The organism is Pseudomonas sp. NPDC088885 (assembly GCF_044750025.1).
In the GTDB taxonomy this organism is placed as follows: domain Bacteria; phylum Pseudomonadota; class Gammaproteobacteria; order Pseudomonadales; family Pseudomonadaceae; genus Aquipseudomonas; species Aquipseudomonas rustica.
Window position 1 is genome coordinate 73,573 of the sequence record NZ_JBIVJB010000001.1, and the last position, 26,505, is coordinate 100,077.

Below are 26,505 nucleotides of genomic sequence, written 5' to 3' on the forward strand. Positions count from 1 at the left end.
TCGCCGCGCGTCACCGTTCATAACAATGCACGTCAACCGATGATAGAGCGGGTGAGCCATGGAATTACGAATCAACCAGAAGACCTATCAGGTCGATGCCGACGCCGATACGCCCTTGCTGTGGGTGATCCGCGATGACCTCGGCATGACCGGCACCAAGTACGGCTGCGGACTGGCGCAGTGCGGCGCCTGTTCCGTGCTGGTCGACGGCAATGTGGTGCGTTCGTGCGTGACGCCGGTGGCCGGCGTGGTCGGCCGCGAAATCACCACCATTGAAGCCATCGAGGCTGACGAAGTCGGCAAACGGGTGGTCGCGACCTGGGTCGATCTCCAGGTGGCCCAGTGTGGTTACTGTCAGTCGGGGCAGGTCATGGCCGCCACGGCGTTGCTCAAGCAAAACCCGCAGCCAAGTGACGCGCAAATCGACGCGGCGATGGTCAATCTGTGCCGCTGCGGCACCTACAACGCCATTCATGCCGCCGTGCATGAGCTGGCCGGCAAGAGGGACGCCTGATGAGCATCCGTATCGATCCGTCCAGTGAGGCATCCGCGTTCGCGCTGCACGAGCCGATCAATGTCTCGCGCCGACGTTTTCTGACCGGTACCGCCGTCGGTGCGTTGGTGCTTGGCTTCGGTCTGCCGCTCGGTTCGACCCGCGTGCAGGCCGCAACGGCTGCGGCGACTGCCGAGCGTGGCACGCAGGTCCCGGCGTTTCTGGAAATTCGCCCGGACAACCGCGTGCGTCTGCTGTGTCCGTTCATGGAGGGCGGGCAGGGCACGTTCACCGCGATGGCGCAAATTGTCGGAGAAGAACTCGATGCCGCCCCGGCGACCTTCCTCGTCGAAGCCGCACCGCCCGGTGAAGCCTACGTGGTTTTGGAGAACGGCATGCGCATCACCGGCGGCAGCATGTCGGTGCGCATGAGTTACCCGGTGATGCGCCGCCTCGGCGCACTGGCCCGCGCCATGCTGTTGCAGGCCGGCGCGGAAAAACTCGGCGTGCCGGTCGGCGAGCTGACGACCGAACCCGGTAAAGTCCTGCATGCCGCGTCGGGCCGGTCGTTGACCTACGGCGAATTGGCCGGGCGTGCGATGGATCTGCCGGTTCCCGATCCCGCCTCAATAACACTACGAGATCCGAGCCAGTTCCGCTGGATCGGCAAACCGGTGAAGCGCCTTGATGCCTATGACAAGTCCACAGGCAAGGCTGTGTACTGCATCGATCTGAAGGTCGACGACATGCTGCACGCCGCCGTTCAGCATGCCCCGCGTTTGGGCATGACGGTGGGCAACCTGCGCAACGAAGACCAGGTCAAGGCGATGAAAGGCGTGCATTCCGTGCACCTTCTGCCGGGCGCCGTGGCGGTTGTTGCAGAGCGCTGGTGGCACGCGAAACGCGCGGTCGAGGCGATTCAGGTCGACTGGCAAGAACCATCAGCCGACAGCAAAGTCCGGCCGATGCCCGCCGACTTTTCCAGCGATGCCTGGCTCAAGCGCCTCGCTGAAGATAAAAGCCCCGCCAAAGATGATGAACATGAAGGCGACGTGGCGGGGATACTCAACGAGGCCAAGACGCGGATCGACGCCACTTACCACAATCAATACCTGAACCACGGTCAGTTGGAGCCGCCCTCGGCGCTGGCCAGATTCAATCCGGACGGTTCGCTGGAGGTCTGGTTGCCCAATCAGGCGCCGGACATGTTCCGCGCGGACATCGCCAAGCGCACCGGCCTGGATCCGTCGCGCATCACCTTGCATTCGCCGCTGCTGGGGGGCTTCTTCGGTCGGCATTTTCTCTACGATTCTGCCAGTCCTTATCCGCAGGCGATCGAGTTGGCCAAAGCGGTGGGTCGCCCGGTCAAACTGATCTGGAGTCGCGAGGAAGAGTTTCTGCGTGACGTGCTCCGCCCCGTCGCGGCGGTGAATTTCCGCGCCGCGCTGGACAAGGACGGCTGGCCGCTGGCAATCGAGGCGATCAGTGCCACCGAAGGCCCGACCGAGGCCCTCGCTGGCAAACAGGGCGAAAAACTCGACCCTACCGCGCTTGAAGGGTTGTCGGGCAAATCCTATGCAATCGCCAACAAGCGCATCGCGCAGATCTATGTCAAAGGCCCGGCGATGCTCGGTTATTGGCGTTCCGTGGGCAATTCCCTCAACGACTTCTTCTACGAATCGTTCCTTGATGAACTGGCCGATAAGGGCGGCAAAGACCCGTTCGAACTGCGCCTGCATTTGCTGCGCGACAACAAACGTTTGACCACCTTGCTGCAAGCGGCGGGTGAGTTATCGGGTGGCTGGAAGCGCGGCCCGTTTACCGCCGAGGACGGCAGTCGCCGTGCGCGTGGCGTGGCAATGGCTTCGCCGTTCGGTACGCACACGGCGGTGATCGCCGAGGTGTCGATCGAAAACGGCCAGGTCAAAGTGCATGACATCTGGCAGGCGATTGACCCGGGCAGCATCGTCAATCCGGCGATTGTCGAGGCGCAGGTCAATGGCGCCGTGGCGTTGGGGTTATCGCAGACACTGGTGGAAGAGGCCGTTTGGCTGGATGGCAAACCACGCGCGCGCAACTACGATTTGTACCCGATCCTGCCGCCTGCGCGGATGGCGCGGGTGCATGTGCGGGTTGTCGAGAGCGGGGAAAAAATGGGCGGCATCGGCGAACCACCATTGCCCGCCGTCGCGCCAGCCGTGGCGAACGCAGTGGCAACCCTGACCGGGCAACGGGTTCGCAGCCTGCCCATGAGCCGACACACCTTCACTTGATCAGCGCCGGAGCGTCCATGAATAACAGCCGATTCGCAAGAACCGCTGGCTGGCTGGCAGTGCCGTGCCTGGTCGCGGCAGGCCTGCTGGCCTGGTATGTCACCCGCGAGCCTGTCTCGCCTTTTGAAGATCACACGATCACTGCCGCCGACGTCGACCCGGCGCTGCTGGCTCGGGGCGAATACGTCGCCAGGCTCAGCGATTGCGTGGCTTGCCACAGCGTACCGGGCGCGGCACCGTTCGCCGGCGGCCTGGAAATGGCCACGCCGCTGGGCGCGATTCACGCGACCAACATCACCCCGGATCCTCAAACCGGGATTGGTCGTTACAGCCTGGCCGACTTCGACCGTGCCGTGCGTCACGGCGTGGCACCTGACAGTCGCCGTTTGTACCCGGCGATGCCTTATCCGTCGTACGCCAAGCTCAGTGACGACGATGTGCGTGCGCTGTATGCGTTCTTCATGAAAGGCGTGGCGCCGGTCAAACAAGCGAACATCCCGAGCACGATTCCCTGGCCGCTGAACCTGCGCTGGCCGATTGCCGTGTGGAACGGTGTGTTTGTCGACAGCGGATCCTACGAACCCAACTCGTCGCAGGATGAAGTATGGAATCGCGGCGCTTACCTGGTGCAGGGTGCCGGCCACTGCGGCAGTTGCCATACGCCTCGCGGTCTGGCGTTCAACGAAAAGGCACTGGATGAATCCGCTGCGCCGTTCCTCGCGGGCGCCTTGCTGGATGGCTGGTACGCGCCGAGTCTGCGTGATGACCACAACACCGGGCTGGGCCGATGGAGCGAGGCGGAAATCGTCCAGTTCCTCAAAACCGGTCGCAATCGCCACGCGGTGGTCTACGGCTCAATGACCGAGGCGTTCAACAACTCCACGCAGTTCATGAGCGATGAAGATCTGACGGCCATCGCCCGCTATCTCAAATCGTTGCCTGGCGACCCGCAGCGCGACGGCCAGCCATGGCAATACCAGGCAGTTTCGGCAGCGACGCGTCTGGATTCTCCGGGCGGGCACACCTACGTCACGCGCTGTGCCTCGTGCCACGGCCTCGACGGCAAGGGTCAAGCGCAATGGATGCCGCCGCTGGCAGGCGCCACTTCTGCACTGGCCAAAGAGAGCGCCTCGGCAATCAACATCACCTTGAACGGCTCGCAGCGCATCGTCGCTGCCGGTGTACCGGACGCCTACCGCATGCCGGCATTCCGTGAGCAGTTGTCGGATCAGCAGATCGCCGAAGTGCTGACATTCATGCGCAGCACATGGGGCAATCAGGCCAGCGCTGTTGATGCACAAGCCGTTGGCAAGCTGCGTGAACACACTGATCCAGCCAGCAGCAGCCCGATCATTTTGCACATGCGCTAGAGGAGTCAAACGTAGAACTCGCCGTCAGGCCAGCGGCACCTTCACCAAAAAAGTGGTGCCGTGCTCGGTGTTGGAGACAACCTCGATTGTTCCTTGATGTGATGCGACGATCTCGGAAGCTATGAACAGCCCCAGACCCAGCCCCTCTGAAGGCGGGTGATCAACGACCGAGCGTTGGGAAAAACGCCCCATGGGATTGAAAATAAACGGCAGTACATCCTCGGCAATAGGCTCTCCGCGGTTGTGCACGGTAAAGATTGCCGAGCGATCAGAGACCGCCAGATGCACTTCAATGGGCGTCTGAACATCGCCATGCTGGACAGCGTTGCCGATGATGTTGGAGAACACCTGCTCCATACGCGGCCCATCAAATTTGCCTGCAACCGGTGATTCCGCCGTGAAAACAACGTTGGCGTCAGGGTGAAACGCTCGTATTTCATCGACGATGCGTCCACACAGCGGCGCTAGATCCAACGCCGTTTTTTTAACAGGAATGCCTGGCCCCATCTGGCAACGGGTCAAGTCCAGCAAGTCGTCCACAATCTGATTCGCGCGTCTCACGCTGGTGAAAATCTGGTTCGCCAGTCGGGTACCGCGTTCTCCGACATCGGCAGACCGGCGCAGGCTGTCCGCACCCAGCAGAATGGCGCCTAACGGTGTGCGCAAATCATGGCCGAGGATGCCCAGAAAGATATTGCGCGACGCGTCCACGGCTCTTGAATAACTGGCAATGGATTCGGCGAGCGCCTGATCGATGGCTTCGTGGAAGCGGTTCATGTCGTCCGCATCGAAGGGCGTGCCGGACTTCACTTTGACCATCCACTGATTGAGCACGCTGGTTCTCAACGCCCGGTATTCCGACACCATCTGATCGATGGTAAACCCCGCCATCAACCGTGTGACGGCGTGGGTTTCGGCGGGCGTCTCTTCAGCGCTGCTGGGTCCATGCCCCAGAGATTTTGCGATTTGTTCCGAGCGTGTCTGTTGGGTGCGTAGATCTATAACGATGGCTTCGAGCATCTGGCCGGCATGATCGCGCAAGGCTTCACGATCCAGCGCCGCGCCGGGCGTCTCGATGGTTCTGGCGAAATCCTCCCACGCCTGAAGAATAGGCTCGATATGTTCAATGATGAAATCGGGGAGGCGCATGTCGGGAATCCTGGTGAGGGCTTATGAAAAGTCGCCGAGCGTTCGTTTCACAGCATGAACGATCCAGTATGCTCACTTTCGTCCGACACTGCGCACTCCGATCGCAGCATCCATCAGTCGGGTTTGATCCTGCTACTTTTCCAGGAACCGTTTCATGCGCTATCGACGACTCGATCTGAATCTTTTAGTGGCGCTGGACGCTTTGTTAAGTGAGTGCAGCGTCAGCCGCGCGGCTGAGCGATTACATCTCGGGCAGTCGGCGACCAGCTCGGCACTCGGGCGCTTGCGCGAGCATTTCAATGACCCATTGTTGGTGCAGGTGGGGCGGCGTTTGGAGCCTACTGCGCTCGGCTTGCAATTGTTGCCCAAAGTTCGCGAAGCATTGGCGCTGACGCGTGAGATTGTCGATGCCCCGGTGGAATTCGACCCCGCGACCTGTACGCGGCAATTCACGCTGGTGGCTTCTGATTACGTGATCGGCGTGCTGATGCCGGCGGTCAGTCGCGAACTTGCGCGCATCGCGCCCGGCGTACGGTTGAATCTGCGTGATTTGCCAGCACCGCGCGATGACGACGTTGTCAGCGAGGCGCTCGATTATCGGCGTAGCGATTGGGTGATCGTGCCCGAGCGGCGCCGAAACCCGGCTTATCCGCACGAAGCCATCCTTAGCGACCGGTTGTGCTGCATTGTCTGTGCGCAGCATTCGCGGTTTGTCGAAAGCCTGAACCTCGACGACTACCGCTCGGCCGAACATGTGGTGCGAGCCTTCGCCGACGGCCGAAACCTGTCGATGGACTCAGCTCACTTGCAGGAACAGGGCATTGAGCGGCACATCGCGGTATCGGTTGAAAGCTTTGCGCTGATCCCCGAATTCATCGTCGGCACGGCGCGGGTCGCTACCGTGTTTCGGCGTCAGGCGCAGCGTTTCGCTCAGCGCTATCACTTGCGCATCCTCGCCGCACCGCTGGTATTTCCCGAAGCAGTACAGGTGCTGCAGTGGCATCCTTATCAGGATCTTGATCCGGCAATGAGGTGGTTTCGCAGCCTGATATTGGAACAGGCCGCGTTACTCGATCAGCCTGTCACACAATCCCCGGTGTCGGCTTCAAGTCCTGCCTGAACGATCGCTTGCACGGCGCAGTGCTCATCATTGTCCGAGGTGTCGCCACTGATGCCGAGGGCGCCGAGGAGCTCGCCGTCGGCATTGCGAATCAGCACGCCGCCGGCCACAGGAATCACTTCACCGTCGGTGAGGCTGTTGATTGCAGCAAAAAACGCTGGCATCGCTTGCGCCCGCCGTGCCAGCTCACGACCGCCAAACCCCATGCCCAGACAACCACGGGCCTTGCCTGTGGCGATCTGTGGGCGCAGAAAACTGGCGTGCTGATCACGCAGCACTGCCAGCGGATGTCCTGCCACGTCGAGGACAGCGGCCGCCATGGGTTTGAATCCGGCTTGCCGGGCGATCTCGATGGCGTGGCTGGCGATAAGCGTGGCGGTGGTCAGGTCGATTGCTTGCATGTCGATCGTCCTCACAGGGTCCATTTGCCCAGTTGGGAAACGCGGTCTCGGGTATACAGGTCGGTCCATTTCAACGAGTTGAAATCTGACACTTGCTTGGGGTTGTAGGGACTTCGTTCCATGCGCATCGGCTGACCTGCCTTGTACACGGCTTTGAGACGCGAGCGATCCTGGAGGATGCGGATGTCCTGCAGCGGTGAGCCATCGAGCAACAGAAAATCCGCCTGTTTGCCCACCTCCAATGTGCCGAGGGTTTCGCCACGCGGCATGCAGCGCGCGCCGACGGCCGTGGCCGCATGCAGTGCTTCGGCCGGGGTAAAGCCGAGACGGGTCACCAACAGCTCCAGTTCGCGAGCGTGCCATTCACCATAAGGTGTCACCGCAAAACCGCTGTCACTGCCGCAGGCGAACGGTACTCCTGCAGCTTTGGCGCGCTTGAGTACCGCCGAACCGACCTCCAGCGTGCGTGCGCAATAACCCGCGTAACCGGTGGTAATCGCCGGGTCGTGGGGCTGGCAAAAGTCCACGGTGTTCTGTGGAAAGGTCATTGTCGGCGCCAGAATGCTGCCAGCTTCGAGCAACGCTTCGATGCAGGCGTCATCCATGTAAAAGCCGTGAAAGACCAGATCAACCTTGGCCAGCGCGGCGTACATCACCGCTTCGCGACCGTAGGCATGGGTGGCGACTTTGCAGCCGAGTCGATGCGCCTCGTCGACCATTTCGCGGGTTTCATCGGCGGTGAATGCAGCGATGATTTCACCATCGGGCCGGCGATGCGTGCCGTCCATGGCAATCTTGATCAGGTCGACGCCGTCCTTGGCCTGCTTGCGGATTTCCGCCAGCGCTTCACTGCGACTGGTGACGAGGCGGGCGGTGAAAAACTCCGGTGCGCCCATGCGACTCGGAAACCAGTCGTTGAGGCTCTGCCGATTGGTGATGACCCGGCTACTGGCGGCAATCCGTGGCCCTTCAAACAAACCGGCGCCGATCGCATTGCGCACGGCGATGCTCAGTTGGCCGCTGTCGCCGGGGCAGACCATGCTGGTGACGCCCGCCGCAAGGACATGCTGGGCGAAGAACATGCCCCGCAGCGCGCGAAATTCGTCGCTGGTCCAGATGTCGATGTCCTCTTCGCTTTGCGCATTGCCGAAGGCCAGATGGGTGTGCACATCCACCAGCCCGGGCATGACAAAAGCGTCTGCGGCATCCACCACGTTGTCGCCGGCGCGAGGCTGCGGCGCTGAAACGCTAGGGCCGACGTAGCTGAACAAGCCGTTCTCGACAATCAGCGTCTGCTGCTGGCGCGTGTCGCGGCCAGTGCCGTCGAACAAGGTCTGACATTTGAGGTGCAGGCTGCTCATGGTGATTTCACTTTGTTGTGTTTGTACCGACGAGGCTAGGGCGGGGGAGGTCGGCAGACCAACAGATTGCATCGATGGCCGGGTATTGATGGCGTCGATGATTTAACGGGGAATGGCGTTGGGCGGGACGCAAAAACGCCGGAGCAGCGCAAGGCTGTCCGGCGTTTCGGGTGAGCTTTGAAAACGTGTCAGGCCGTGCGACCACTGAGGGTTTCAGCAACCCAGTCAGCAATGTATTGCCCGGCATTGATGCTGTTGTCGAAGCTCGAATGCTGCACGCCACCTTCACGTTCGGTGAAGATTTTCAGTTCGCATTTTGGGCTGTTGACCAGTTGTTCGTAGGTGCGATGCGCCCACTTCAATGGGATCTGTGAATCCTGCTCACCATGGGTCACGAGGAAGGGCACCTTGATCCGGTCGAGCACGCCATCGAGGTGCACGTTTTCGGCGATGGTCATGAACTCTTCGACGTCCTTGGCGCCCCACACCCAGCAGACATGCGCCCAATAATGCGGCACCGGGAAGCTGCCTTCCTTTTCCAGTCGACGTTTTTGCACATCACGCCAGTCATGGTTGGCGCCCCACACGACGCCGCACGCGAAGCGCGGTTCGAATGCAACGGCACGCGGGCAGTAATAACCGCCCAACGAGACACCTTCCAGACCGATACGTTTGGCATCAACGTCGCTTCGGGTTTCCAGCCAGTCAACCACGCGACTGGCCCAGTGCTCACTGTCGAATCGTGCGGTCAGGCCATGCAGGCGCAGCGCTTCGCCGGTGCCGGGCTGGTCGATGATCAGCGAAGAGATGCCGCGTTTCGCCAGCCATGCTGGCAGGCCCACGCGGTATTTCATTTCTTTGGTCGAGTCCAGACCGTTGACCTGCACCAGAATCGGCGCAGGCCCCTCGACGCCTTCGGCGCGCACGAGCAAGCCGGAAAGATGTTTGCCCTCGTAAGGGATTTCCACCCGTTCGCAGTTTTCCCGCGACAGTTCGATGCCGCGCTTGAAGGTTTGCAGGAAGCGTTGATAGAGCTCGGTACGCCCCGGAGCGCCGTGGGCTTGCAGGCGCTCGCAGGTCAAATAATAGGTGGCGGCGCGGTTGTATTTTTCGCCAGCCGAGAGCATCCGGCCGTTGCCTTCGTCTTCTTCGGCCAGACCGCAGAGCTTGTCGGCCATTTTCGCCCAGGTTTCGCGAAAGGCACGGGTGCCGGCCGCGTCTGGCTGTTTCGCAGCCTCTTGCAGCGGGGCGCACATCTCTTCGATTTCACCCATGCGGGCGCCCATTTCAATGGCCAGGTCGACAGAGAGATTCCAAACGTAGTTGGTCGGGAAATAGCGAAACATGATTATTGTTGTCCTTATGGTTGCCTTGGCATTCCCAAGGCACGTTAAGGATCACCCGACTAATTGGCCAATCGTGACGGCGGATACGAGGTATCGCGAGATACGATGGGCACGTGTTGCAGATGCTGGATGGATTCGCTGATGCGTTCGCGCAGCCAGCGGTGCATCGGGTCGCCGTCAACGCTGCGGTGCCACAACATGTACTCGCGCATGACCGGAATTTTCACCGGCGGCGGCAGGATGCGCAGCGGCAGATAGTGCGCGTAGAGGTTCGCCAGACGCTGGTGCATCGTGGCGATGCGCTGCGTGCCGACAATCAGTTGCGGCAGGGTATTGAAGTCGCTGGTGATCACTTCAATGCGCCGATTGAAACCGTATTGATTCATGAACCATTCTTCGATGCTCATGTGCCGGGTACGGCCAAAGCCCACCGAGACATGGCCCATCTGCATGTACTGCTCAAGGGTCAGGGTGTCGCCGACTTGCGTATTGCCTTGCCACACTACGCACACATGTTCCTCCTCAAAGAGCAGGCGCGAAGGGTGGCCGTCAATGATGTAGCGCTCGGGAACAATCATCAGGTCGACTTCGCCACGCACCAGCAGTTCGCCGGAATTGTCGCTGGGGCCAAGCATTTCGAAGGTGATATTGGGTGCTTCCTGGTGAATGTTCTGGATCACCTGGGCGAACAGCACGCTGATCAGATAGTCCGAGGTCACCAAACGAAAATGTCGCTTGCTGGTGGTCGGGTCGAACACTGGTTTGGCGGTGATTGAGGACTGGATCGTCAGCAGGACTTCACGCACCGGTTTTGCCAGTTCTGTGGCATAGGGCGTGGGCTGCATCTTGCGTCCGACCTGGACCAGCAGCTCATCCTCAAAGTAGGTGCGCAATCGCGCGAGCACGCCGCTGGTGGCGGATTGGGTCATGTGCAGGCGTTCAGCCGCGCGGGTGATGTTCTGCTCTTCGAGCAATACATCGAGCGCGACCAGCAGGTTCAGATCCAGATGGTTGAAACGCATGGGCAGGTCCGTTCTTGTATTTATTTTCGCAATACATTCGAACGAATCCATCGGCACGTCAACCTTCGTCGCAGGTATCGCGTTTGCCGATAGGTCGCATCCCGACTCGCGATTAGTCAGGTGTCAGCCCTTGCGCCAATCTTCGCCGCAGTCGGCCCTGCAGCCGACACCACCACCGGTTTCCAGTCAGGCCCGGCGCGCTGTAAGGCGTCCATGGCGACAGTCACCGGATCATAATTTCAATGGAGTGGTAAGCCATGAACATCATTGGCCTTGATGCCCTGATTTTTGGCGTCGATGACATTCAAGCCTGCACCGATTGCCTGCGCGACTACGGCCTTGCGCCGGTCGGCGTTGACAGCAACGGCGGGCGTTTCGAAGCGCTGGACGGCACCGCCGTGATTATCCGTCGAGCCGACGACCCTGATTTGCCGGCGGCGATCGGCCCGGCGCCGTCGATTCGCGAGACGGTCTACGGGGTCGCTGCGATCAGCGATCTGGATGCCATCGAAGATGAGCTGGCCAGTGACCGCTCCGTCCGCCGCGATCAGCACGGCGTGTTGCACAGCGTTGACGACATGGGTTTCGCCATCGCTTTTCAGGTCAGCGTGCGCAAGCCATACAGCGCGCCGGATGACCTGACCAACGCCGCCGGCCATGCGCCACAGCGGCCACTTAACCAGCCTGGCATTACCCTCGATATGGGCGCCGTCCCGCGCACTTTGTCGCACGTGGTGTATTTCGTACCCGATGCGGCGAAAGCGGAAGCCTTTTACGCCGAGCGTCTGGGTTTTCGCACCACCGACACCTTCATTGGCGCCGGGCCGTTCATGCGCCCGGCCGGCTCTGACGATCACCATTGCCTGTTCATGATCCAGACCCCGCCGCACATGAAAGGCTGCGAACACTTCACCTTCCACATGGGCAGTGGCACCGAAGTGCTGCTGGCCGGGACGCGTTTCGAGCAAAAAGGCTGGACCAGTTTCTGGGGGCCGGGCCGTCACCTGTTTGGCTCCAACTGGTTCTGGTACTTCAACAGTCCGTTGGGCTGCCACATCGAATATGACGCTGACATGGACAAGCACGATGACGCCTGGGAGGCCCGTCGCGCGCCACTGTCGGCGGATAACTCGCAGCTGTTCCTGTTCAGCGCCAAAGAAAAATGGGCCCCCGGTGGGCCGCCACCGAAACTCGGTTGAGGCCGGCGCTGATCATGAGCGCTATTGCGCAGCCACTGTGTCGGCTGGACGAACTGGAGGAGGGCCGGGCGCGCGGGTTCGATCCGTTGGCGCAGGGCCGCGACAGCGTGTTTGCCCTGCGTCATGACCATCAGGTGCGGGTCTATCGCAACCGTTGTCCGCATCTGGACGTGCGCCTTGAGTATCGCAAGGACAAGTTCCTGTCCGCCGATGGCCAGTTGATCGTCTGCTACGCCCACGGTGCGCAATTTCTGCCGGCGACCGGCGAGTGCATCTACGGCCCGTGCCTGGGCCACACGCTGGAGGCGCTGCCGTTCTGCGAAAAGGACGGCTGGCTGCTGGTGCAAATGCCTGAAGGGGTGCCGCTGCCGGGATAAATCGAGGTATCGCGTACGGCGATACATCGCATCCTTACTCGCGATTAGTCAAATCCCTGCTTTGCCGGGAAGCTTCATCCAACGATGCCCTGCCCGACGCAGCATCGATCACAAGAATAAAAAGAGAGAACACCATGAGTGCAGTGAACAACGTTCTGATCGTGGGCGGTGGTATCGGCGGCTTGTGTGCGGCCATCGCCTTGCGGCGTAAAGGTATCGAGGTCGACCTGATCGAGCTCAAGTCCGAATGGACAGTCTATGGCGTCGGGATTATTCAGCAGAGCAACGTCGTCCGTGAAATGGCCAAGCTCGGCGTTCTCGACGGTTATCTGGACGCCGCTTATGCCTTCGAAGACGTCGCCATCTACGGCCCCGGCGGGCAGCAACTGGCGCGCATTCCGGGCCAGCGACTGGCCGGCCCGCAGTACCCCGCCAACGTCGGCATTTCTCGCCTGGCGCTGCACAAAGTCCTCAGCGAAACCGCGCTGCAACTCGGTGCCAACGTGCGTTTGGGCCTGAGCGTGGAAACGCTGGACGACAACGGCGCAGAGGTCGACGTGTTGTTTACCGACGGCAGTCGCGGCCGCTACGACTTGGTGGTTGGTGCCGACGGACTGTTCTCGAAAGTGCGCAGCCTGGTCTTTGGCGATGTCTACACCCCGCGTTTCACTGGCCAGTCGGTGTGGCGCTACAACTTTCCCCGAGCGCCACAGATTGACCATCTGGCCAACTATCAAAGCGCTGACGGCAACGCCGGGCTGGTGCCGCTGGCCGGCGACTTGATGTACCTGTTTCTGACGTCCCACGAGCCCTCCAATCCGTGGATGGATCCTGCCGATCTGGCCGCGCAGATGCGCCAGCGCCTGCAAGGCTTTACCGGGCTGATCGGCGAACTGCGCGAGCAAATCACTGACAACAGCCAGGTCGTCTACAAGCCGATGGAAGTGGTGTTCGTCGATGAGCCTTGGCATCGCGGACGCGTCCTGCTGATCGGCGATGCGGCCCACGCCACCACGCCGCACCTCGGTCAAGGCGCCGGCATGGCCATTGAAGACGCGATTGTGCTCAGCGAAGAACTGACTCACGAGCAGTCCGCGACCACCAGCGTCGAGCAGCAGTTGCAGCGCTTCATGGCGCGGCGCTTCGAACGTTGCAAGTACATCAGCGAAAGCTCGGTGCTGGCCGGCGACAAGGAGATGCAACACGACCGCGGCTTCGATCGCATTGGCCTGGTCAAGCAAATGCTCGCGCGCACTGCCGAGCCAATCTAAGCCCCACCGGCGACTCATCCACAGCAGTTACCACTATAAAAACAAGAGGTTAACGCGATGGTTAGTTCTACGACTGCGGCGCTCGCGCGTCGCCCGGTCTGCTCGTCTGCACCCTTTGGTTTGAGCGTCGCTGCGCTGCTGGTGCTGTGCAGCCAGGCCGCTTTCGCTTTCGACATCGATACCGGCAACCCGGATTTCAAGCTGCGCTGGGACAATACGATCAAGTACAGCGCTGCCTGGCGCACGCAGAATCCGAGCAGCAAGTTGACCGAGGGTCAGGTCGCGCTCAATCAGGACGACGGCGATCGTGCGTTCAAAAAAGGCCTGATCTCCAATCGCACCGACATCCTCTCGGAGCTGGATCTGTCGTTTCAGGATTTCGGCGCACGCTTGAGCGGTGCAGCGTGGTACGACAGCGAGTACCAGGGCAACAACGACAATAACGATCCATCCCGCGCCAACGCACGTTCGGTGGGCTACGACGAGTTCACCGATGACACCCGTCATTTGCACGGTGGTGACGGCGAAATTCTCGACGCGTTCGTCTACTGGAACGGTGAACTGGCCGACCGCGCAACATCGGTGCGCGCCGGCCGTCATGGCCTGATCTGGGGTGAAAGCCTGTTCTTCGGCGCCAACGGCATTGCCGGTGGCATGGCCCCGGTGGACGTGGTCAAGGCGCAGTCGGTGCCGAACACGCAGTTCAAGGAAATCACCCGTCCGGTCAATCAATTGTCGGGCACCTTCCAAGTGACCGATGACGTATCCCTCGGTGCGTTTTACCAACTGGAATGGGAAGAAACACGCTTGCCTGGCGCAGGCAGTTACTTCTCCACCAGCGACACCATCGGTGAAGGCAATGAACGTCTGATTGTCGGCGCGCCGTTTCCGGCGTTTCTGGGTGGCAACGCCAGCAGTCCGGCGGCGTTTTTCCATGGCAAAGACAAAGATGCCAAAGATTCGGGGCAGGGTGGCCTGCAACTGAAATACAGCGCAGAGACCGTGGAGTACGGTCTCTATGCCATTCAGTACCACGACAAGACCCCCAAGCTGTACCTCAGGCCTTCCACTGGCGCACCCAACTTCAGCACGGGCCAAATCGGCGATTACTACTGGGTTTATCCGGAAGACATCCGCGCGCTGGGTGCCAGTTTCTCCACCACCGTCGATGCCTACAGCTTTGCCGGTGAAGCCTCGATGCGCTGGAACATGCCACTGGTGTCCAACGGCGTCACGGTGCTACCGGGGGTTGCTGCCGACAACGACGACGATGCGCTTTATGCCGTCGGGCGCACCGCGCACATCAACCTCAACGTGATCGCTTCGTTCGGACCGAACTTCATTGCCAAGGAGTCCGGATTCGTCGGTGAGGTCGCCTGGAACCGTCTGCTCAGCGTCACAAAAAACCGTGCCGCACTAGACCCCAACGCCACCGATGATGGTCTCGGCTTCAAGATGGTTTACACCCCGACTTATCGGCAGTTTTTCCCCGGCGTGGATATCAGCATTCCGGTTGGCCTGAGCTATTTCCCGCTGGGCAAGTCGGCGGTTGTCAGTTCGTTCGGCGCGGATAACGGCGGTGACATGAATATCGGTATTACCGCGACCTACCTCGACCGTGTGACCGCCGGCCTGACATACACGCATTACTACGGCCCCGAGAACACCAACCTCAACGCGACCAGCCAATTCAATTTCCAGCAATCGCTGAAGGATCGGGATTACCTCGCCTTCTCCGTCAAGACCACGTTTTAAGAGGACTTGCGCATGACCTATAACAACAAAAATGCCGCGTTCACACCCAAAGCCTTGTGCTTCGCGTTGCTCGCAAGCCTGGCGATATTGAGTCAGGGTGTCGCAGCAGCCACGGCTGACGAAGCGGCGAAATTGAACAAGTCGCTGACGCCGTTCGGTGCCGAGCGCGCCGGCAATGCCGACGGCTCGATTCCAGCCTGGGACGGCGGCTACACCAAGGTCGATCCGGCCTTCAAGGAGGGCGGCAAACGTAGCGATCCGTTTGCGGCCGACAAGCCGCTGTTCAGCATCACCTCGAAAAATCTGGCGCAATACGCCGCCAAGCTCAGCGATGGCACCAAGGAAATGTTCAAGCGTTTTCCTGACACCTATCGCATCGACGTCTATCCGACCCGTCGCACGGCCGCCGCACCGCAGTGGGTGTACGACAACACTCTGAAAAACGCGACCCGCGCCAAGCTGGTCGACAGCAGCGCCGGACCGGTGCCCGAAGGTGCGTTTGGCGGTATTCCATTCCCGATTCCGCATAACGGCGCCGAAGCCATGTGGAACCACATCCTGAACTGGCGCGGCACGTCACTGGCCATGCATTTTCGCCATTACCTGATGACCGCAGACGGCAAACAGGTGATGACCACCGACGGCCAGGCGATTCAGGACATGCCGTATTACTACCAGGACGGCACGCCGGAAAGCTTCGCCGGTGATTACTGGCTGTTCCGCCTGCTGAACGTCGGCCCGCCGTTGCGTGCCGGTGAGCAAATCATGGGGCGCACCAATATCAACGGCGACAAGTCCCAGGCCCACGTCTATCTGACCGGCCAGCGCCGCGTGCGCAAGTTGCCGAATGCCTGCTGCGACACGCCGACGCCGGCCACCGCCGGGGTGATGTCGTTCGATGAATTGAGCGTGTTCCAGGGACGCATCGATCGCTTCGACTGGAAACTGGTCGGCAAGCAGGAAATGTACATCCCTTACAACACCAACAAAGTCCTGACGGCCGGCAAACCGGAAGACCTGTTTCTGGCTCACCACATGAATCCTGATTACGTGCGCTGGGAATTGCATCGCGTGTGGGTGGTGGACGCCGAACTCGCGCCGGGCAAGCGTCACCAATTGCCGAAGGGCCGTTACTACCTCGACGAAGACACCTGGCAGGCCATGCTCGGCGATCGCTGGGACGCCAACGGCCAACTCGCCAAAACCTTGTGGTCGCTGCCAGCCGTGCTGCCGGATCTGCCAGCGCAGGCGCAGCTGTCTTCGGGTTTCTACGACCTGACCTCCGGCGCCTGGTTTATCCAGAACGTCTACACCGGCCTGCCTGAGCAATACGGCGTGGTCGATCGCTACAAGGCGTCGGAATTCTCGCCGGCGGCGATGGCGGGTGCCGGGGTTCGTTGAATCGGGCCGGATCGCGACACGGTGTGGCGATCCGGTTTCACAGGTGGTTTCGAGGTCGGTATGAACAGAATCTGTCAGGTGCTCGGGCGGTTGTTAGCGCTGCTGGCGCTGCCTTGCGTATTACCCGTGAGCCAGGCTCAGGCCGCTGCCGTCGGTGATGTATTGAACACCCCGGCGATGCGCGCGCCGCAGGCCCGGCAAGCGGTCTTGCTTGATCTGGCGCGGGCAGGTGCGCGGTTGGTGGCAGTCGGCGAACGCGGCATCGTCTTGCTCTCCGATGACAACGGTATCGGTTGGCGGCAGGCGCAGGTGCCGGTGTCCGTCAGCCTTACCGCGGTGCAGTTTGTCGATGCGAACACGGGCTGGGCGGTCGGCCATGCCGGTGCGGTGCTGGTCTCCCACGACGGCGGTGAAAACTGGGCGTTGCAACTGGACGGCAATCGCGCGGCGCAACTGGAATTGCACGCCGCACAAGAGCAACTGCCGACTGCCACTGACCCCGACGCAGCGGCGGCACGCGTGCAAACCGCCGAACGGATGGTCAGCGAAGGCGCGGACAAACCGTTTCTCAGTCTCAAGTTCACCGATGCGCGTCACGGCCTGATCGTCGGCGCCTACGGCCTCGCGTTCACCACCGAGGACGGCGGCGTGAGCTGGCAGTCGCTGATGGGCCAGATCGACAATCCGATGGGCGCGCACCTGTATGCCATCGCGCAACACGGCGAGCGTTGGTTCATCGCTGGCGAGCAAGGCTATGTGGCCCGTTCCGAGGACGGTGGACAATCTTTCGTCGCGCTCGATAGCCCGTACAGCGGCAGTTTCTTCGCCCTGCAACTGCGCGATGACGGCGCGCTGCTGGCGGCAGGATTGAAAGGCAACGCGTTCATTTCTACCGACGACGGCAACAGCTTCGTGCCTGCGCCCGTACCGATGCCAGTGTCCTTCAGTGAAGCGATTCGCACCGCTGACGGCCAGCTGTTGGTGGTCAATCAGGCGGGCGCGATGTTTCGCACCACGGGCGACGCAACAACCCTGCAGCCTTTCGGCAAACCGCTGGGCAAACCGATTGCCAGCGTCGTGCAGGCCGCCGATGGCAGCCTGGTGCTGGCCGGTTTTACCGGGTTGACGCGCCTGGCGTCGCCCACCGCTACAGCTTCGGAGTGAGGTTATGAAACCATTCGACAACGCCACGGCCAGCCTGGCGAGTTTCGACCCGCGCTCCGGCTCGGTCGTGGAACGCACTTTGTTCAACCACCGGTTGTGGGTGTTGCTGGTGTGCCTGGTGACCACGCTCTTTTTGGGCTATCAGGCCACGCGCGTCGAGCTGAACGCCAGTTTCGAAAAGATGATCCCCACGCAACAACCTTACATCGCCAATTATCTGCAACATCAAAAGCAACTCAGCGGTCTGGGCAACTCTCTGCGCATCGTCGTCGCCAATCGCCAGGGTGATATCTACGACGCTGAGTATCTGAAAACCTTGCAGGCCTTGAGCGACAAGCTTTACCTGCTGCCCGGCGTCGATCGCGCCTACATGAAGTCGCTGTGGACGCCCGCAACCCGTTGGGTCGCAGTGACTGAAGACGGACTGGATGGCGGCCCGGTGATTCCGGACGATTATGCCGGCACACCGGCGAGTCTCGAGGCCTTGCGCCGCAACGTGCAGCGCTCCAACGAGCTCGGCCAACTGGTAGCGTTCGATCAAACCTCGAGCATCATTTACGTGCCGCTGCTGGCCACGACTGCCGACGGTCAGGCGCTGAATTACTCAGTGCTGTCCGAGCAACTGGAGGCGTTGCGCAGCCAGTATCAGAACGACAAGATCGACATTCACATCACCGGTTTCGCGAAAAAGGTCGGCGACCTGATCGCCGGGCTCAAGCAGATCTTGCTGTTTTTTGCCGTGGCAATCCTGATCACCACCGCCGTGCTGTTCTGGTACACGCGCTGCCTGCGCAGCACGTTGCTCGTGGTGTACTGTTCGCTGGTGGCGGTGGTCTGGCAGCTGGGTCTGTTGCCGTTGCTCGACTATCAACTGGATCCGTACTCGGTGCTGGTGCCGTTTCTGGTGTTCGCCATCGGCATGAGCCACGGCGCGCAGAAAATGAACGGCATCATGCAGGACATCGGTCGCGGCATGCACCGGGTGGTGGCCGCGCGCTTCACCTTTCGACGGCTGTTTCTGGCCGGGCTGACGGCTTTGCTGTGCGACGCAGTGGGTTTTGCCGTGCTGATGCTGATCAAGATCCAGGTGATTCAGGATCTGGCCGTGATCGCCAGTATCGGTGTGGCGGTGCTGATTTTCACCAACCTGATTCTGCTGCCGGTGTTGCTGTCCTATGTCGGGGTAACGCCGCGTGCGGCGCAATTGAGTCTGAAGAGCGAGCAGAACGATCAGGCCGGCGCGCGGCGTCATGGCTTCTGGCGTTTTCTTGATCTGTTTACCCAACGTCGCTGGGCCAGCCTGTGCATTGTCATCAGCCTGGCGCTGGCGGCATTGGGCTTTGTGGTCAGCCTGCAATTGAAGATCGGTGATCTGGATGCCGGCGCGCCGGAGCTGCGGGCCGACTCACGCTACAACCAGGACGATGCGTTTCTGACCCGGCATTACGGCGCCAGCAGCGATTTGTTCGCGGTGATGGTCAAAACCCCGGCCGGGCAATGTGCGCGTTACGACATCCTTGCCAAGGTTGATGCGCTGGACTGGCAACTGCGTGCGCTGCCGGGGGTGGATTCGACCAACTCGCTGGCCTTGCTCAACCGGCGCATGCTGGTTGGCCTCAGCGAAGGCAGCGCCAAGTGGTACGAGCTGCAGAACAATCAGGCGATGCTCAATATGATCACCGCCAGTGCGCCACGCGGTTTGTACAACGAGGATTGCAGCCTGCTGACGCTGTACGCCTACCTCACCGACCACAAGGCTGAAACGCTGACGCGGCTGGTCGAGCACGTCGAGCAATTCGCCGCTGCCAATAACAACGATGATGTGCAGTTTCTGCTGGCAGCGGGTAATGCCGGCATCGAAGCAGCGACCAATATCGTGGTTAAGCAGGCCAATCGCGAGATGCTGTTCTGGGTCTACGGGGCGGTGATCGTCCTGTGCCTGATCACCTTCCGTTCGTGGCGTGCCACGCTGTGCGCGGTGATTCCGCTGATGGTCACCTCGATCCTCTGCGAAGCATTGATGGTCTGGCTGAACATCGGCGTGAAGGTCGCGACGTTGCCGGTCATCGCGTTAGGTGTCGGCATTGGCGTCGACTATGCGTTGTACGTGATGAGCATCCTGCTAGGTCATCTGCGCCAGGGCGCGAGCCTGTCAGAAGCCTATTACCGCGCGCTGGTGTCCACCGGCAAAGTGGTGATGCTCACCGGCATCACGCTCGCCATTGGCGTGGCCACGTGGATCTTCTCGCCGATCAAATTCCAGGCTGACATGGGCGTGCTGCTGGCGTTCATGTTCGTCTGGAACATGGTCGGCGCACTGGTGTTGTTGCCAGCGCTGGCGTACTTCCTGCTGCCTGCACGGCGCACGAACACCGACGCAGAAATGCCGGCGGAGGCAGTCGATGTGGCCGTGCCGTCGCGAGCCGTGGCGGTAGATATTCACCAAGCGCGCCACCGGGAGACCTGTCATGGCCGTTGAGTCTTCACTTGAAAACAGCGGCCGTCGCGCCGGTTTGACGCAATCGTTGCTATTGCTGCTCGGCAGCTGTCTGCCAGTGCTCGGCGCGGTATTGCTCGCACCGGTATTACCGCGCATGCAGGCACATTTTGCCGAGGTCGCCGGCAGCACCGTGCTGGTGCCGATCGTGCTAACCCTGCCGGCATTGATGATTGCACTACTGGCGCCGTTTGCCGGGGTCATCGCCGACCGGCTCGGGCGCAAACCGCTGTTGTTGGCGAGCATGGCCCTGTACACGCTCTGCGGTGTGTTGCCGCTGTGGCTGGATTCGCTGCCGGCGATTGTCGCCAGCCGCGCCGGTATCGGTCTGGCGGAGGCGGGGATCATGACCTGCTGCACAACGCTGATGGGCGACTACTACAGCGGCGCCCGACGCGAGCGCTTGTTCGCCTTGCAGATGGTCGCGACGTCGCTCTCTGCTGCGGTGTTTATCGCGCTGGGTGGTTTTCTCGGCCAGGACGACTGGCGCACACCGTTTGCGCTGTACGCGGTCGGGCTGATTTTCCTGCCGCTGATGGCGTGGAAACTCTGGGAGCCGCAACCGCGCGTGCAACCGACAGCAACATTGCCGGTGCCAGCCCTGCGTGCTTTTCCGTGGCGCGCACTGACGCCCCTGTATGCGTTGTCGCTGCTCGCGGGCCTGAGCCTGTTCATCGTGCCGGTGCAGGCCGGCTACTTGCTCAACTTGTTACACGTGGATGCGCCGCAGCAGATCGGCATGACCATGGGCGCCAATCAACTCGGTGTGCTCGCCGGGGCCTTGAGTTTTCGTCTGTTGAGCGGTCTGCGCAGCCAGCATGTGCTGCTGATTGCCTATGGCCTCGCGGGTATCGGCGGCCTGTTGATGGCCGCTGCCGGCAGCCACGCGCAAGTGGTGGTCGCGGTCTTGGTCAACGGGCTGGGCATCGGCCTGATGTTGCCGACGTTGATCACCTGGATCATGGCGCAAGTCGGTTTTGCTCAGCGTGGGCGAGCGGCGGGGTGTTTCACCGCGGCGATTTTCGCCGGCGAGTTCATCAGCCCGCTGGTGGTACTCGCCATCACTTCCGGGGCTTCCACGGCGTTGCCTCAAGCACTGGCCATGATCGGTTGGCTGCAACTGGTTGTGGCGCTGTTTTGTCTGTCCGTGCCGAGGCTCGGTGGACTGTTGACCCGCACCCATGTCGGCGGTCACGACTCCATCGGCAACGGCCATTGAACGAGGATATTCCATGCAAGCGCTTCCCCCATTCAAACGCGTGGTCACCGGGCATGATGCCCAAGGCCGTGCGGTCGTCGCCAGTCTCGGAGCAACCGCTAACGTCTTCGCACTGCAAGCGGTGCCTGGCACGGTGTTTCATGAGATATGGAACAGCAGCGGCAGTCCGGCCCTGCTCGACAATGCCGATGATCCAACCAGCAAACCCTTACAACTGAGCCCCGGCCCGCTAGGCAGTGTGATTCGTGTCGTCGACATTCCGCCGGACAGCGTGCAGAACCAGGTCAGCGCTGCCGATGCAGCGGCCGCATTTGCCGAAATTGGTCAGGCGCATGCCGGTACCGGTCAGGCGAACTCGCGGCACAAACTGATGCACCGCACCGAAACCCTCGATTACGGCATCGTCACCGAAGGCGAAGTCTGGCTGGTGCTCGACGATACAGAAGTCCACCTCAAACGCGGCGATGTAGTGGTTCAGCGTGGCACCAATCACGCGTGGAGCAACCGTACCGAGGCCATGGCGCGCATGGTGTTTATTCTGCTGGACGGGCGTTTCGCCGCTGAACTGCAGGACTGCCCGGGAGAAAAAGCATGAAGCTCGCAACCCTGAAAAACGGCAGCCGTGACGGCCAACTGGTGGTGGTTTCACGTGACATGGCCCGGGCTATCGACGCCCGTTTGGTGGCGCCGACCTTGCAGCAAGCCATCGAAAACTGGGCTGAAGCCGAGCCGCGGTTGCAGGCCCTGGCGCGTGAGCTTGAAAACCACGATTGCCGCGAAGCCTTTGCCTTCGACCCCGCGCAGGCGATGGCACCGTTGCCGCGTGCTTATCAATGGTGCGATGGCTCGGCGTTTCTCAGTCACGGCGCGCTGATGCAGAAGGCGTTCAACCTCGACCCGATCGAAGGCGCTGACCGTACGCCGTTGATGTATCAGGGCGCCGGTGATGACTTCATCGGCGCACACGATGACATCGAACTGCCGAGCGAAAGCCAGGGCATCGATTTCGAAGGCGAATTTGTCGTGCTGGTCGATGATGTGCCGATGGGCTGTTCGGCCGAAAACGCGTTGCAGCACATCAAACTGATCCTGCAGATCAACGATGTCAGCCTGCGTGCGCTGGCACCGCGGGAAATGCGCACCGGGTTCGGTTTCCTGCAAGCCAAACCGTCCTCCAGTTTTGCCCCGCTGGCGATTACCCCGGACGAACTCGGCGAAGCCTGGCGCGATGGCCGCGTGAATTTGCCCCTGCAAGTGCAGTGGAACGGCGAGTGGTTTGGCCAGCCGCAGGGCGAGCAGATGAACTTTCACTTTGGCCAACTGATTGCCCACGCAGCGTTAACCCGACGCTTGCGCGCCGGCACCCTGATCGGTTCCGGCACGGTGTCGAACGCCGAGCGCAACGTCGGCTCGGCGTGCATCGCCGAACGTCGGGCCATTGAGATGATCGAGCAGGGCGCTCCGGTGACGGGTTTTATGCGTTTCGGTGATCGCGTGCGCATGGACGTTACCGGTAGCGATGGTCAGTCGCTGTTCGGCGCGATCGACCAGCGCGTCGTCAAGGCCCACGGCTGAGGAACGCCCATGCGTGTACTGATTACCGGAGCCAATGGCTTTGTCGGCCGCGAACTGCTGCGTTGTCTGCTTGCGCGCGGCAGTTTGCGCGGGCAAGTCATTCGTTCGTTGCTGGTGCTGGACACTGATGTCCAAGGCCTGCCAGACGATCCGCGCCTGCGTCGGCACAGTGGCAGCGTGACGGATGCGGCGTTGATGCGCCGGGTCTTGGCTGATGGCATCGATGTGGTGTTTCACTTGGTCAGCATCCCCGGTGGGGCGGCGGAGGCGCATTACGAATCGGGTTATCAGGTCAACCTGCTGGCCAGCCTTGAACTGCTCGATCAACTGCGCAACAAGGCGCGACCACCGGTGTTGGTGTATGCCAGCAGCGTAGCGGTGTACGGCGCGAATCTGCCGGCGAAGATGAACGAGCAGGCTGAATTGCATCCGCAACTGTCGTACGGCACACACAAGTTGATGGTCGAGCGCGCGTTGATCGATCTGGGTCGGCGCGCTGAAGTCGACAGCCGCGCGGTGCGCCTGCCGGGCATTGTCGCGCGCCCGCGTGAACCCAACGGTTTGCGCTCGGCCTTCATGAGCGACTTGATGCGTGCTTTTGCCGAGGGCGCTGACTATTGCTGCCCGGTGTCGCCGCAAGCAACAGCGTGGTGGATGTCGGCACGCTGTTGCGTGAACAACCTGATCCACGCCGCCGAACTGGACGACGCCGCCGCGCAACAGCGGGTCTGGCAACTGCCGGTGCTGCATTTGTCCATCGCCCAGGTCATCGATGCGCTGGCGGCAACTTACGGCGAGCAACGCCGTGGGCTGATCAGTTTCGCCGCTGACCTTGACCTCGAAACCCTGTTCGGGCGCATGCCGCCCTTGAAAACCCCGCAGGCCCGCGCTGCCGGTTTCTGCCATGACGGCAACGTCGCCACGCTTATTCGCAACGCTCTCAACCCAGCCCCTTATCGGCATCTGCCGTTGAACGGAGACACGCCTCATGTCACAGCCCATCCAGCGTAAACGTCGTCTGGTCGACCTTTCGGTGACCCTCGATAACAACCCGTATACAGACCCGCCGCCGCTGTTGCCGAAAATCGATTACATGGATCACCAGCAAGGCTGGCCCGAGATGGCGGCGATGTTTCCGGGTTTGCAGCTTGAGCAGATGCCCGGCAATGAATCCTGGGCTGCCGAGCGCTTGCAGATCACCACCCACAGCGGCACGCACATGGATGCGCCGTGGCATTACGCCTCGACCACCGATGGCGGCGAGCCGGCATTTGGCATCGATGAGTTGCCACTGGACTGGTGCTTGCAGCCGGGGGTCAAACTGGATTTTCGCCATTTGCCCGACGGTCACGTGGTGACGGCAGAAGAGGTTGAAGCGGAACTGGCGCGTATTGAATACGCGTTGCAGCCGCTGGATATCGTGCTGGTCAACACACGCGCCGGGGCGTTGTTTGGCCAGCCGGGGTATCTCGATGCCGGCATCGGCATGGGCCGCGAAGCGACGATGTATCTGCTGGAGCGTGGCGTGCGCGTGGTCGGCACGGATGCCTGGAGCTGGGATGCACCGTTCAAATACACCCGTGAGCGTTTTGCCGCCAGCGGCGACGCCTCGATCATCTGGGAAGGGCATAAGGCCGGGCGCGATATCGGCTATGGGCAAATGGAAAAACTGGCCAACCTCGAATCCCTGCCAGCGAGCGGCTTCACCGTCTCGTGCTTTCCCTACAAGATCCGGCATGCGTCTGCAGGTTTTGTGCGCGCGGTGGCTATTTTCGACGAGTGATCGGGCTGTTCGAGGCATTCCTTCAACGACAATAAGAGAAAACCGATGGCTCTATCGCGATTACCGCTGACGGCACTTTTCTGCGCCCTGACTCTGGCCAGCGGCGTGACCCTGGCGGCCAGCCAACCGAATATTCTGCTGATCGTGGCGGACGATCTCGGCTACTCGGATCTGGGCAGCTATGGCGGCGAGATTCACACGCCCAGACTGGATGAACTGGCGCAACAGGGCGTGCAATTTACCAGCATGTACGCGGCGCCGACCTGTTCCATCACCCGCTCGATGTTGCTGTCCGGCACTGACAATCACCTTGTCGGGCTGGGCACCATGGCCGAAGCATTGCAACCGTTTCAACGGGGTAAACCGGGGTATGAAGGGTATCTGAACGGGCGCGCCTACTCGGTTGCCGAACTGCTCAAAGCGGGCGGATACAACACACTGATGGTGGGCAAATGGCACTTGGGTCTGGAGGCCGATCAGGGCCCGGATCGGCGTGGTTTCGAGCAGTCGTTCACGTTGCTGGAAGGCGGGGCGACGCACTTCAAACCCGCCAGCGTTGCACCGACGCCGTTGGAGCAAGTGCATTACCGTGAAAACGGCCAGTCGGTAGAGGTTCCCGAGACGTTCTACTCGACAGACTTTTACACCGACAAGCTGATTGGCTATCTGCAAAACACCCAACGTGAGGGCAAACCGTTTTTTGCCTATGCCGCCTACACGTCACCGCACTGGCCGTTGCAAGCGCCCAAGGAATACCTCGACAAATACCGCGGCCGCTTCGATCAGGGCTACGACACCGTGCGCTCGTCGCGCATTGACCGGCTGAAAAAACTTGGGCTGGTGGACAAGGACTTTCAGCCAGCGCAACCGTTGCCTGTGAACCCACGGCTGCCCGGTTGGCAGCAACTCACGGCCGAGCAGCAGAAAGTCGAAGCGCGCAAAATGGAGATCTACGCGGCAATGGTCGACAACCTCGATCACAACATTGGCCGGGTCATCGACTACCTGCGCCAAAGCGGCCAGTACGACAACACGGTGATCGTGTTCATGTCCGACAACGGCGCGGCGGCGGAAAACCACGCGCAGTTCTATCCACCCGGCGCGAACACGGATAACAGCCTGGCCAATCTGGGCCAGCCCGGCTCGCAGATCGACTATGGTTTGCGCTGGGCGGAAGTCAGTGCCGCGCCTTTTCATTTGTTCAAGGGCACCACGGCTGAAGGCGGAATCAGTGTGCCGGCGATCATCCAACTGCCCAATACACTGCGGCGTCAGGGTGTGGAAAGAGGCGTCGCGCGGGTGGATGATCTGGCGCCGACATTCCTTGATTTGGCGGGTATCGCTTTGCCGAGCGAAGCGGACAAACACCCGATTACCGGCCGATCCATCCTGCCAATGCTTGTAGGCAAGGGCAGCCCTCATGACGCTGAAAGTCTGGCCGGAGAGTTGTTCGGCAATGCTTATTATCGTGAGGGCAATCTCAAATTGTTGGGCATGCGCCCGCCAGCAGGTTTCGCCGATAACACGCAGCCGCCGCAATGGCAGTTGTTTGATGTTGCCCAGGATCGTGGTGAAACCCATGACCTGGCGGCGGCTCAACCGCAGACGGTTCAACGGCTTAAAGCCGCGTGGCTCAAATATGCCGAGCGGGTCGGCGTCGCTTTTCCGCCGCGCTAGCACAGCAGAGGCTTTGAACCCAGTGGACGGCGTTTGCCGCCGCCACTGTGTT

The 26,505-nt window shown here is 61.1% G+C and carries 22 protein-coding genes; 17 read left to right on the top strand and 5 right to left on the bottom strand.

Annotation, left to right across the window (positions count from 1 at the left end):
- Positions 1–58 precede the first annotated feature (58 nt).
- From ACIP1X_RS00310 to ACIP1X_RS00320, 3 genes are read left to right on the top strand one after another with little or no spacing between them, the layout of a single operon-like run.
- Positions 59–514, top strand: coding sequence for a (2Fe-2S)-binding protein (locus ACIP1X_RS00310; RefSeq protein WP_282351718.1), 456 nt, complete (start codon positions 59–61; stop codon positions 512–514).
- On the top strand, positions 514–2,766 hold the full coding sequence (locus ACIP1X_RS00315) for a molybdopterin cofactor-binding domain-containing protein (RefSeq protein ID WP_400748175.1): 2,253 nt from the start codon (positions 514–516) through the stop codon (positions 2,764–2,766). Before ACIP1X_RS00310 ends, ACIP1X_RS00315 begins: the two co-directional genes overlap by 1 nt.
- 17 nt (positions 2,767–2,783) lie before the next feature.
- Entirely contained in the window at positions 2,784–4,136 is a 1,353-nt protein-coding gene (locus ACIP1X_RS00320; RefSeq protein WP_400748178.1) for a c-type cytochrome, read from the top strand.
- 24 nt (positions 4,137–4,160) lie between these two features.
- Here ACIP1X_RS00320 and ACIP1X_RS00325 read toward each other — a convergent pair whose 3' ends face one another.
- Positions 4,161–5,285, bottom strand: a complete 1,125-nt coding sequence (locus ACIP1X_RS00325) for an ATP-binding protein (protein WP_400748181.1) — start codon at positions 5,283–5,285, stop codon at positions 4,161–4,163.
- A 154-nt stretch (positions 5,286–5,439) separates the two neighbouring features.
- On the opposite strand from ACIP1X_RS00325, the gene ACIP1X_RS00330 reads away from it, so the two are divergent.
- Positions 5,440–6,405 (top strand): LysR family transcriptional regulator, encoded by a 966-nt coding sequence (locus ACIP1X_RS00330; RefSeq protein ID WP_400748184.1) that lies wholly within the window; start codon positions 5,440–5,442, stop codon positions 6,403–6,405.
- Here ACIP1X_RS00330 and ACIP1X_RS00335 read toward each other — a convergent pair.
- The 4 genes from ACIP1X_RS00335 to ACIP1X_RS00350 form a co-directional block, all read right to left on the bottom strand.
- Entirely contained in the window at positions 6,360–6,806 is a 447-nt protein-coding gene (locus ACIP1X_RS00335; protein WP_400748187.1) for a heme-binding protein, read from the bottom strand. The two genes, ACIP1X_RS00330 and ACIP1X_RS00335, sit on opposite strands and share 46 nt — an antisense overlap.
- An 11-nt stretch (positions 6,807–6,817) precedes the next feature.
- Positions 6,818–8,167, bottom strand: a complete 1,350-nt coding sequence (locus ACIP1X_RS00340) for an amidohydrolase family protein (protein ID WP_400748189.1) — start codon at positions 8,165–8,167, stop codon at positions 6,818–6,820.
- 188 nt (positions 8,168–8,355) lie between these two features.
- A complete protein-coding gene (locus tag ACIP1X_RS00345; protein WP_400748192.1) occupies positions 8,356–9,513 on the bottom strand; it encodes an alpha/beta hydrolase family protein in 1,158 nt (385 codons plus the stop codon).
- Between the two features lie 59 nt (positions 9,514–9,572).
- The gene (locus ACIP1X_RS00350) at positions 9,573–10,535 is read right to left on the bottom strand and encodes a LysR family transcriptional regulator (RefSeq protein WP_400748195.1); all 963 of its coding nucleotides are present in this window, start codon (positions 10,533–10,535) and stop codon (positions 9,573–9,575) included.
- 257 nt (positions 10,536–10,792) lie between these two features.
- Here ACIP1X_RS00350 and ACIP1X_RS00355 point away from each other — a divergent pair, with 257 nt between their 5' ends.
- The 13 genes from ACIP1X_RS00355 to ACIP1X_RS00415 all read left to right on the top strand — a co-directional run bounded on the left by ACIP1X_RS00355 (position 10,793) and on the right by ACIP1X_RS00415 (position 26,453).
- The gene (locus ACIP1X_RS00355) at positions 10,793–11,734 is read left to right on the top strand and encodes a VOC family protein (protein ID WP_400748197.1); all 942 of its coding nucleotides are present in this window, start codon (positions 10,793–10,795) and stop codon (positions 11,732–11,734) included.
- Positions 11,735–11,748: 14 nt separating this feature from the next.
- Complete coding sequence (locus tag ACIP1X_RS00360; protein WP_400748199.1) at positions 11,749–12,111, top strand: Rieske (2Fe-2S) protein; 363 nt, start codon at positions 11,749–11,751, stop codon at positions 12,109–12,111.
- Between the two features lie 134 nt (positions 12,112–12,245).
- The gene (locus ACIP1X_RS00365; RefSeq protein WP_400748201.1) at positions 12,246–13,382 is read left to right on the top strand and encodes an FAD-dependent oxidoreductase; all 1,137 of its coding nucleotides are present in this window, start codon (positions 12,246–12,248) and stop codon (positions 13,380–13,382) included.
- Between the two features lie 57 nt (positions 13,383–13,439).
- Positions 13,440–15,137, top strand: coding sequence for a DUF1302 domain-containing protein (locus ACIP1X_RS00370; RefSeq protein ID WP_400748203.1), 1,698 nt, complete (start codon positions 13,440–13,442; stop codon positions 15,135–15,137).
- A 12-nt stretch (positions 15,138–15,149) separates the two neighbouring features.
- Complete coding sequence (locus ACIP1X_RS00375; RefSeq protein WP_400748206.1) at positions 15,150–16,538, top strand: DUF1329 domain-containing protein; 1,389 nt, start codon at positions 15,150–15,152, stop codon at positions 16,536–16,538.
- 60 nt (positions 16,539–16,598) lie between these two features.
- The gene (locus tag ACIP1X_RS00380; RefSeq protein ID WP_400748209.1) at positions 16,599–17,702 is read left to right on the top strand and encodes a WD40/YVTN/BNR-like repeat-containing protein; all 1,104 of its coding nucleotides are present in this window, start codon (positions 16,599–16,601) and stop codon (positions 17,700–17,702) included.
- Between the two features lie 4 nt (positions 17,703–17,706).
- A complete protein-coding gene (locus ACIP1X_RS00385) occupies positions 17,707–20,181 on the top strand; it encodes an RND family transporter (RefSeq protein ID WP_400748212.1) in 2,475 nt (824 codons plus the stop codon).
- Positions 20,171–21,418, top strand: coding sequence for an MFS transporter (locus ACIP1X_RS00390; RefSeq protein ID WP_400748215.1), 1,248 nt, complete (start codon positions 20,171–20,173; stop codon positions 21,416–21,418). The genes ACIP1X_RS00385 and ACIP1X_RS00390 overlap by 11 nt, the downstream gene beginning before the upstream one ends.
- 13 nt (positions 21,419–21,431) lie before the next feature.
- Complete coding sequence (locus ACIP1X_RS00395; protein WP_400748218.1) at positions 21,432–22,013, top strand: cupin domain-containing protein; 582 nt, start codon at positions 21,432–21,434, stop codon at positions 22,011–22,013.
- Positions 22,010–22,993 (top strand): fumarylacetoacetate hydrolase family protein, encoded by a 984-nt coding sequence (locus tag ACIP1X_RS00400; RefSeq protein WP_400748221.1) that lies wholly within the window; start codon positions 22,010–22,012, stop codon positions 22,991–22,993. Before ACIP1X_RS00395 ends, ACIP1X_RS00400 begins: the two co-directional genes overlap by 4 nt.
- A 9-nt stretch (positions 22,994–23,002) precedes the next feature.
- Positions 23,003–24,004, top strand: a complete 1,002-nt coding sequence (locus tag ACIP1X_RS00405) for an NAD-dependent epimerase/dehydratase family protein (protein WP_400748224.1) — start codon at positions 23,003–23,005, stop codon at positions 24,002–24,004.
- On the top strand, positions 23,982–24,776 hold the full coding sequence (locus ACIP1X_RS00410; protein WP_400748227.1) for a cyclase family protein: 795 nt from the start codon (positions 23,982–23,984) through the stop codon (positions 24,774–24,776). Before ACIP1X_RS00405 ends, ACIP1X_RS00410 begins: the two co-directional genes overlap by 23 nt.
- A gap of 45 nt (positions 24,777–24,821) precedes the next feature.
- Positions 24,822–26,453 (top strand): arylsulfatase, encoded by a 1,632-nt coding sequence (locus ACIP1X_RS00415; RefSeq protein ID WP_400748230.1) that lies wholly within the window; start codon positions 24,822–24,824, stop codon positions 26,451–26,453.
- Positions 26,454–26,505: the final 52 nt, after the last annotated feature.

Bases quoted from the DNA above. Each gene is read 5' to 3' on its own strand.
- ACIP1X_RS00310 (WP_282351718.1), top strand. From the start codon at position 59: ATGGAATTACGAATCAACCAGAAGACCTATCAGGTCGATGCCGACGCC.
- ACIP1X_RS00315 (WP_400748175.1), top strand. From the start codon at position 514: ATGAGCATCCGTATCGATCCGTCCAGTGAGGCATCCGCGTTCGCGCTG.
- ACIP1X_RS00320 (WP_400748178.1), top strand. From the start codon at position 2,784: ATGAATAACAGCCGATTCGCAAGAACCGCTGGCTGGCTGGCAGTGCCG.
- ACIP1X_RS00325 (WP_400748181.1), bottom strand. From the start codon at position 5,285: ATGCGCCTCCCCGATTTCATCATTGAACATATCGAGCCTATTCTTCAG.
- ACIP1X_RS00330 (WP_400748184.1), top strand. From the start codon at position 5,440: ATGCGCTATCGACGACTCGATCTGAATCTTTTAGTGGCGCTGGACGCT.
- ACIP1X_RS00335 (WP_400748187.1), bottom strand. From the start codon at position 6,806: ATGCAAGCAATCGACCTGACCACCGCCACGCTTATCGCCAGCCACGCC.
- ACIP1X_RS00340 (WP_400748189.1), bottom strand. From the start codon at position 8,167: ATGAGCAGCCTGCACCTCAAATGTCAGACCTTGTTCGACGGCACTGGC.
- ACIP1X_RS00345 (WP_400748192.1), bottom strand. From the start codon at position 9,513: ATGTTTCGCTATTTCCCGACCAACTACGTTTGGAATCTCTCTGTCGAC.
- ACIP1X_RS00350 (WP_400748195.1), bottom strand. From the start codon at position 10,535: ATGCGTTTCAACCATCTGGATCTGAACCTGCTGGTCGCGCTCGATGTA.
- ACIP1X_RS00355 (WP_400748197.1), top strand. From the start codon at position 10,793: ATGAACATCATTGGCCTTGATGCCCTGATTTTTGGCGTCGATGACATT.
- ACIP1X_RS00360 (WP_400748199.1), top strand. From the start codon at position 11,749: ATGAGCGCTATTGCGCAGCCACTGTGTCGGCTGGACGAACTGGAGGAG.
- ACIP1X_RS00365 (WP_400748201.1), top strand. From the start codon at position 12,246: ATGAGTGCAGTGAACAACGTTCTGATCGTGGGCGGTGGTATCGGCGGC.
- ACIP1X_RS00370 (WP_400748203.1), top strand. From the start codon at position 13,440: ATGGTTAGTTCTACGACTGCGGCGCTCGCGCGTCGCCCGGTCTGCTCG.
- ACIP1X_RS00375 (WP_400748206.1), top strand. From the start codon at position 15,150: ATGACCTATAACAACAAAAATGCCGCGTTCACACCCAAAGCCTTGTGC.
- ACIP1X_RS00380 (WP_400748209.1), top strand. From the start codon at position 16,599: ATGAACAGAATCTGTCAGGTGCTCGGGCGGTTGTTAGCGCTGCTGGCG.
- ACIP1X_RS00385 (WP_400748212.1), top strand. From the start codon at position 17,707: ATGAAACCATTCGACAACGCCACGGCCAGCCTGGCGAGTTTCGACCCG.
- ACIP1X_RS00390 (WP_400748215.1), top strand. From the start codon at position 20,171: ATGGCCGTTGAGTCTTCACTTGAAAACAGCGGCCGTCGCGCCGGTTTG.
- ACIP1X_RS00395 (WP_400748218.1), top strand. From the start codon at position 21,432: ATGCAAGCGCTTCCCCCATTCAAACGCGTGGTCACCGGGCATGATGCC.
- ACIP1X_RS00400 (WP_400748221.1), top strand. From the start codon at position 22,010: ATGAAGCTCGCAACCCTGAAAAACGGCAGCCGTGACGGCCAACTGGTG.
- ACIP1X_RS00405 (WP_400748224.1), top strand. From the start codon at position 23,003: ATGCGTGTACTGATTACCGGAGCCAATGGCTTTGTCGGCCGCGAACTG.
- ACIP1X_RS00410 (WP_400748227.1), top strand. From the start codon at position 23,982: ATGTCACAGCCCATCCAGCGTAAACGTCGTCTGGTCGACCTTTCGGTG.
- ACIP1X_RS00415 (WP_400748230.1), top strand. From the start codon at position 24,822: ATGGCTCTATCGCGATTACCGCTGACGGCACTTTTCTGCGCCCTGACT.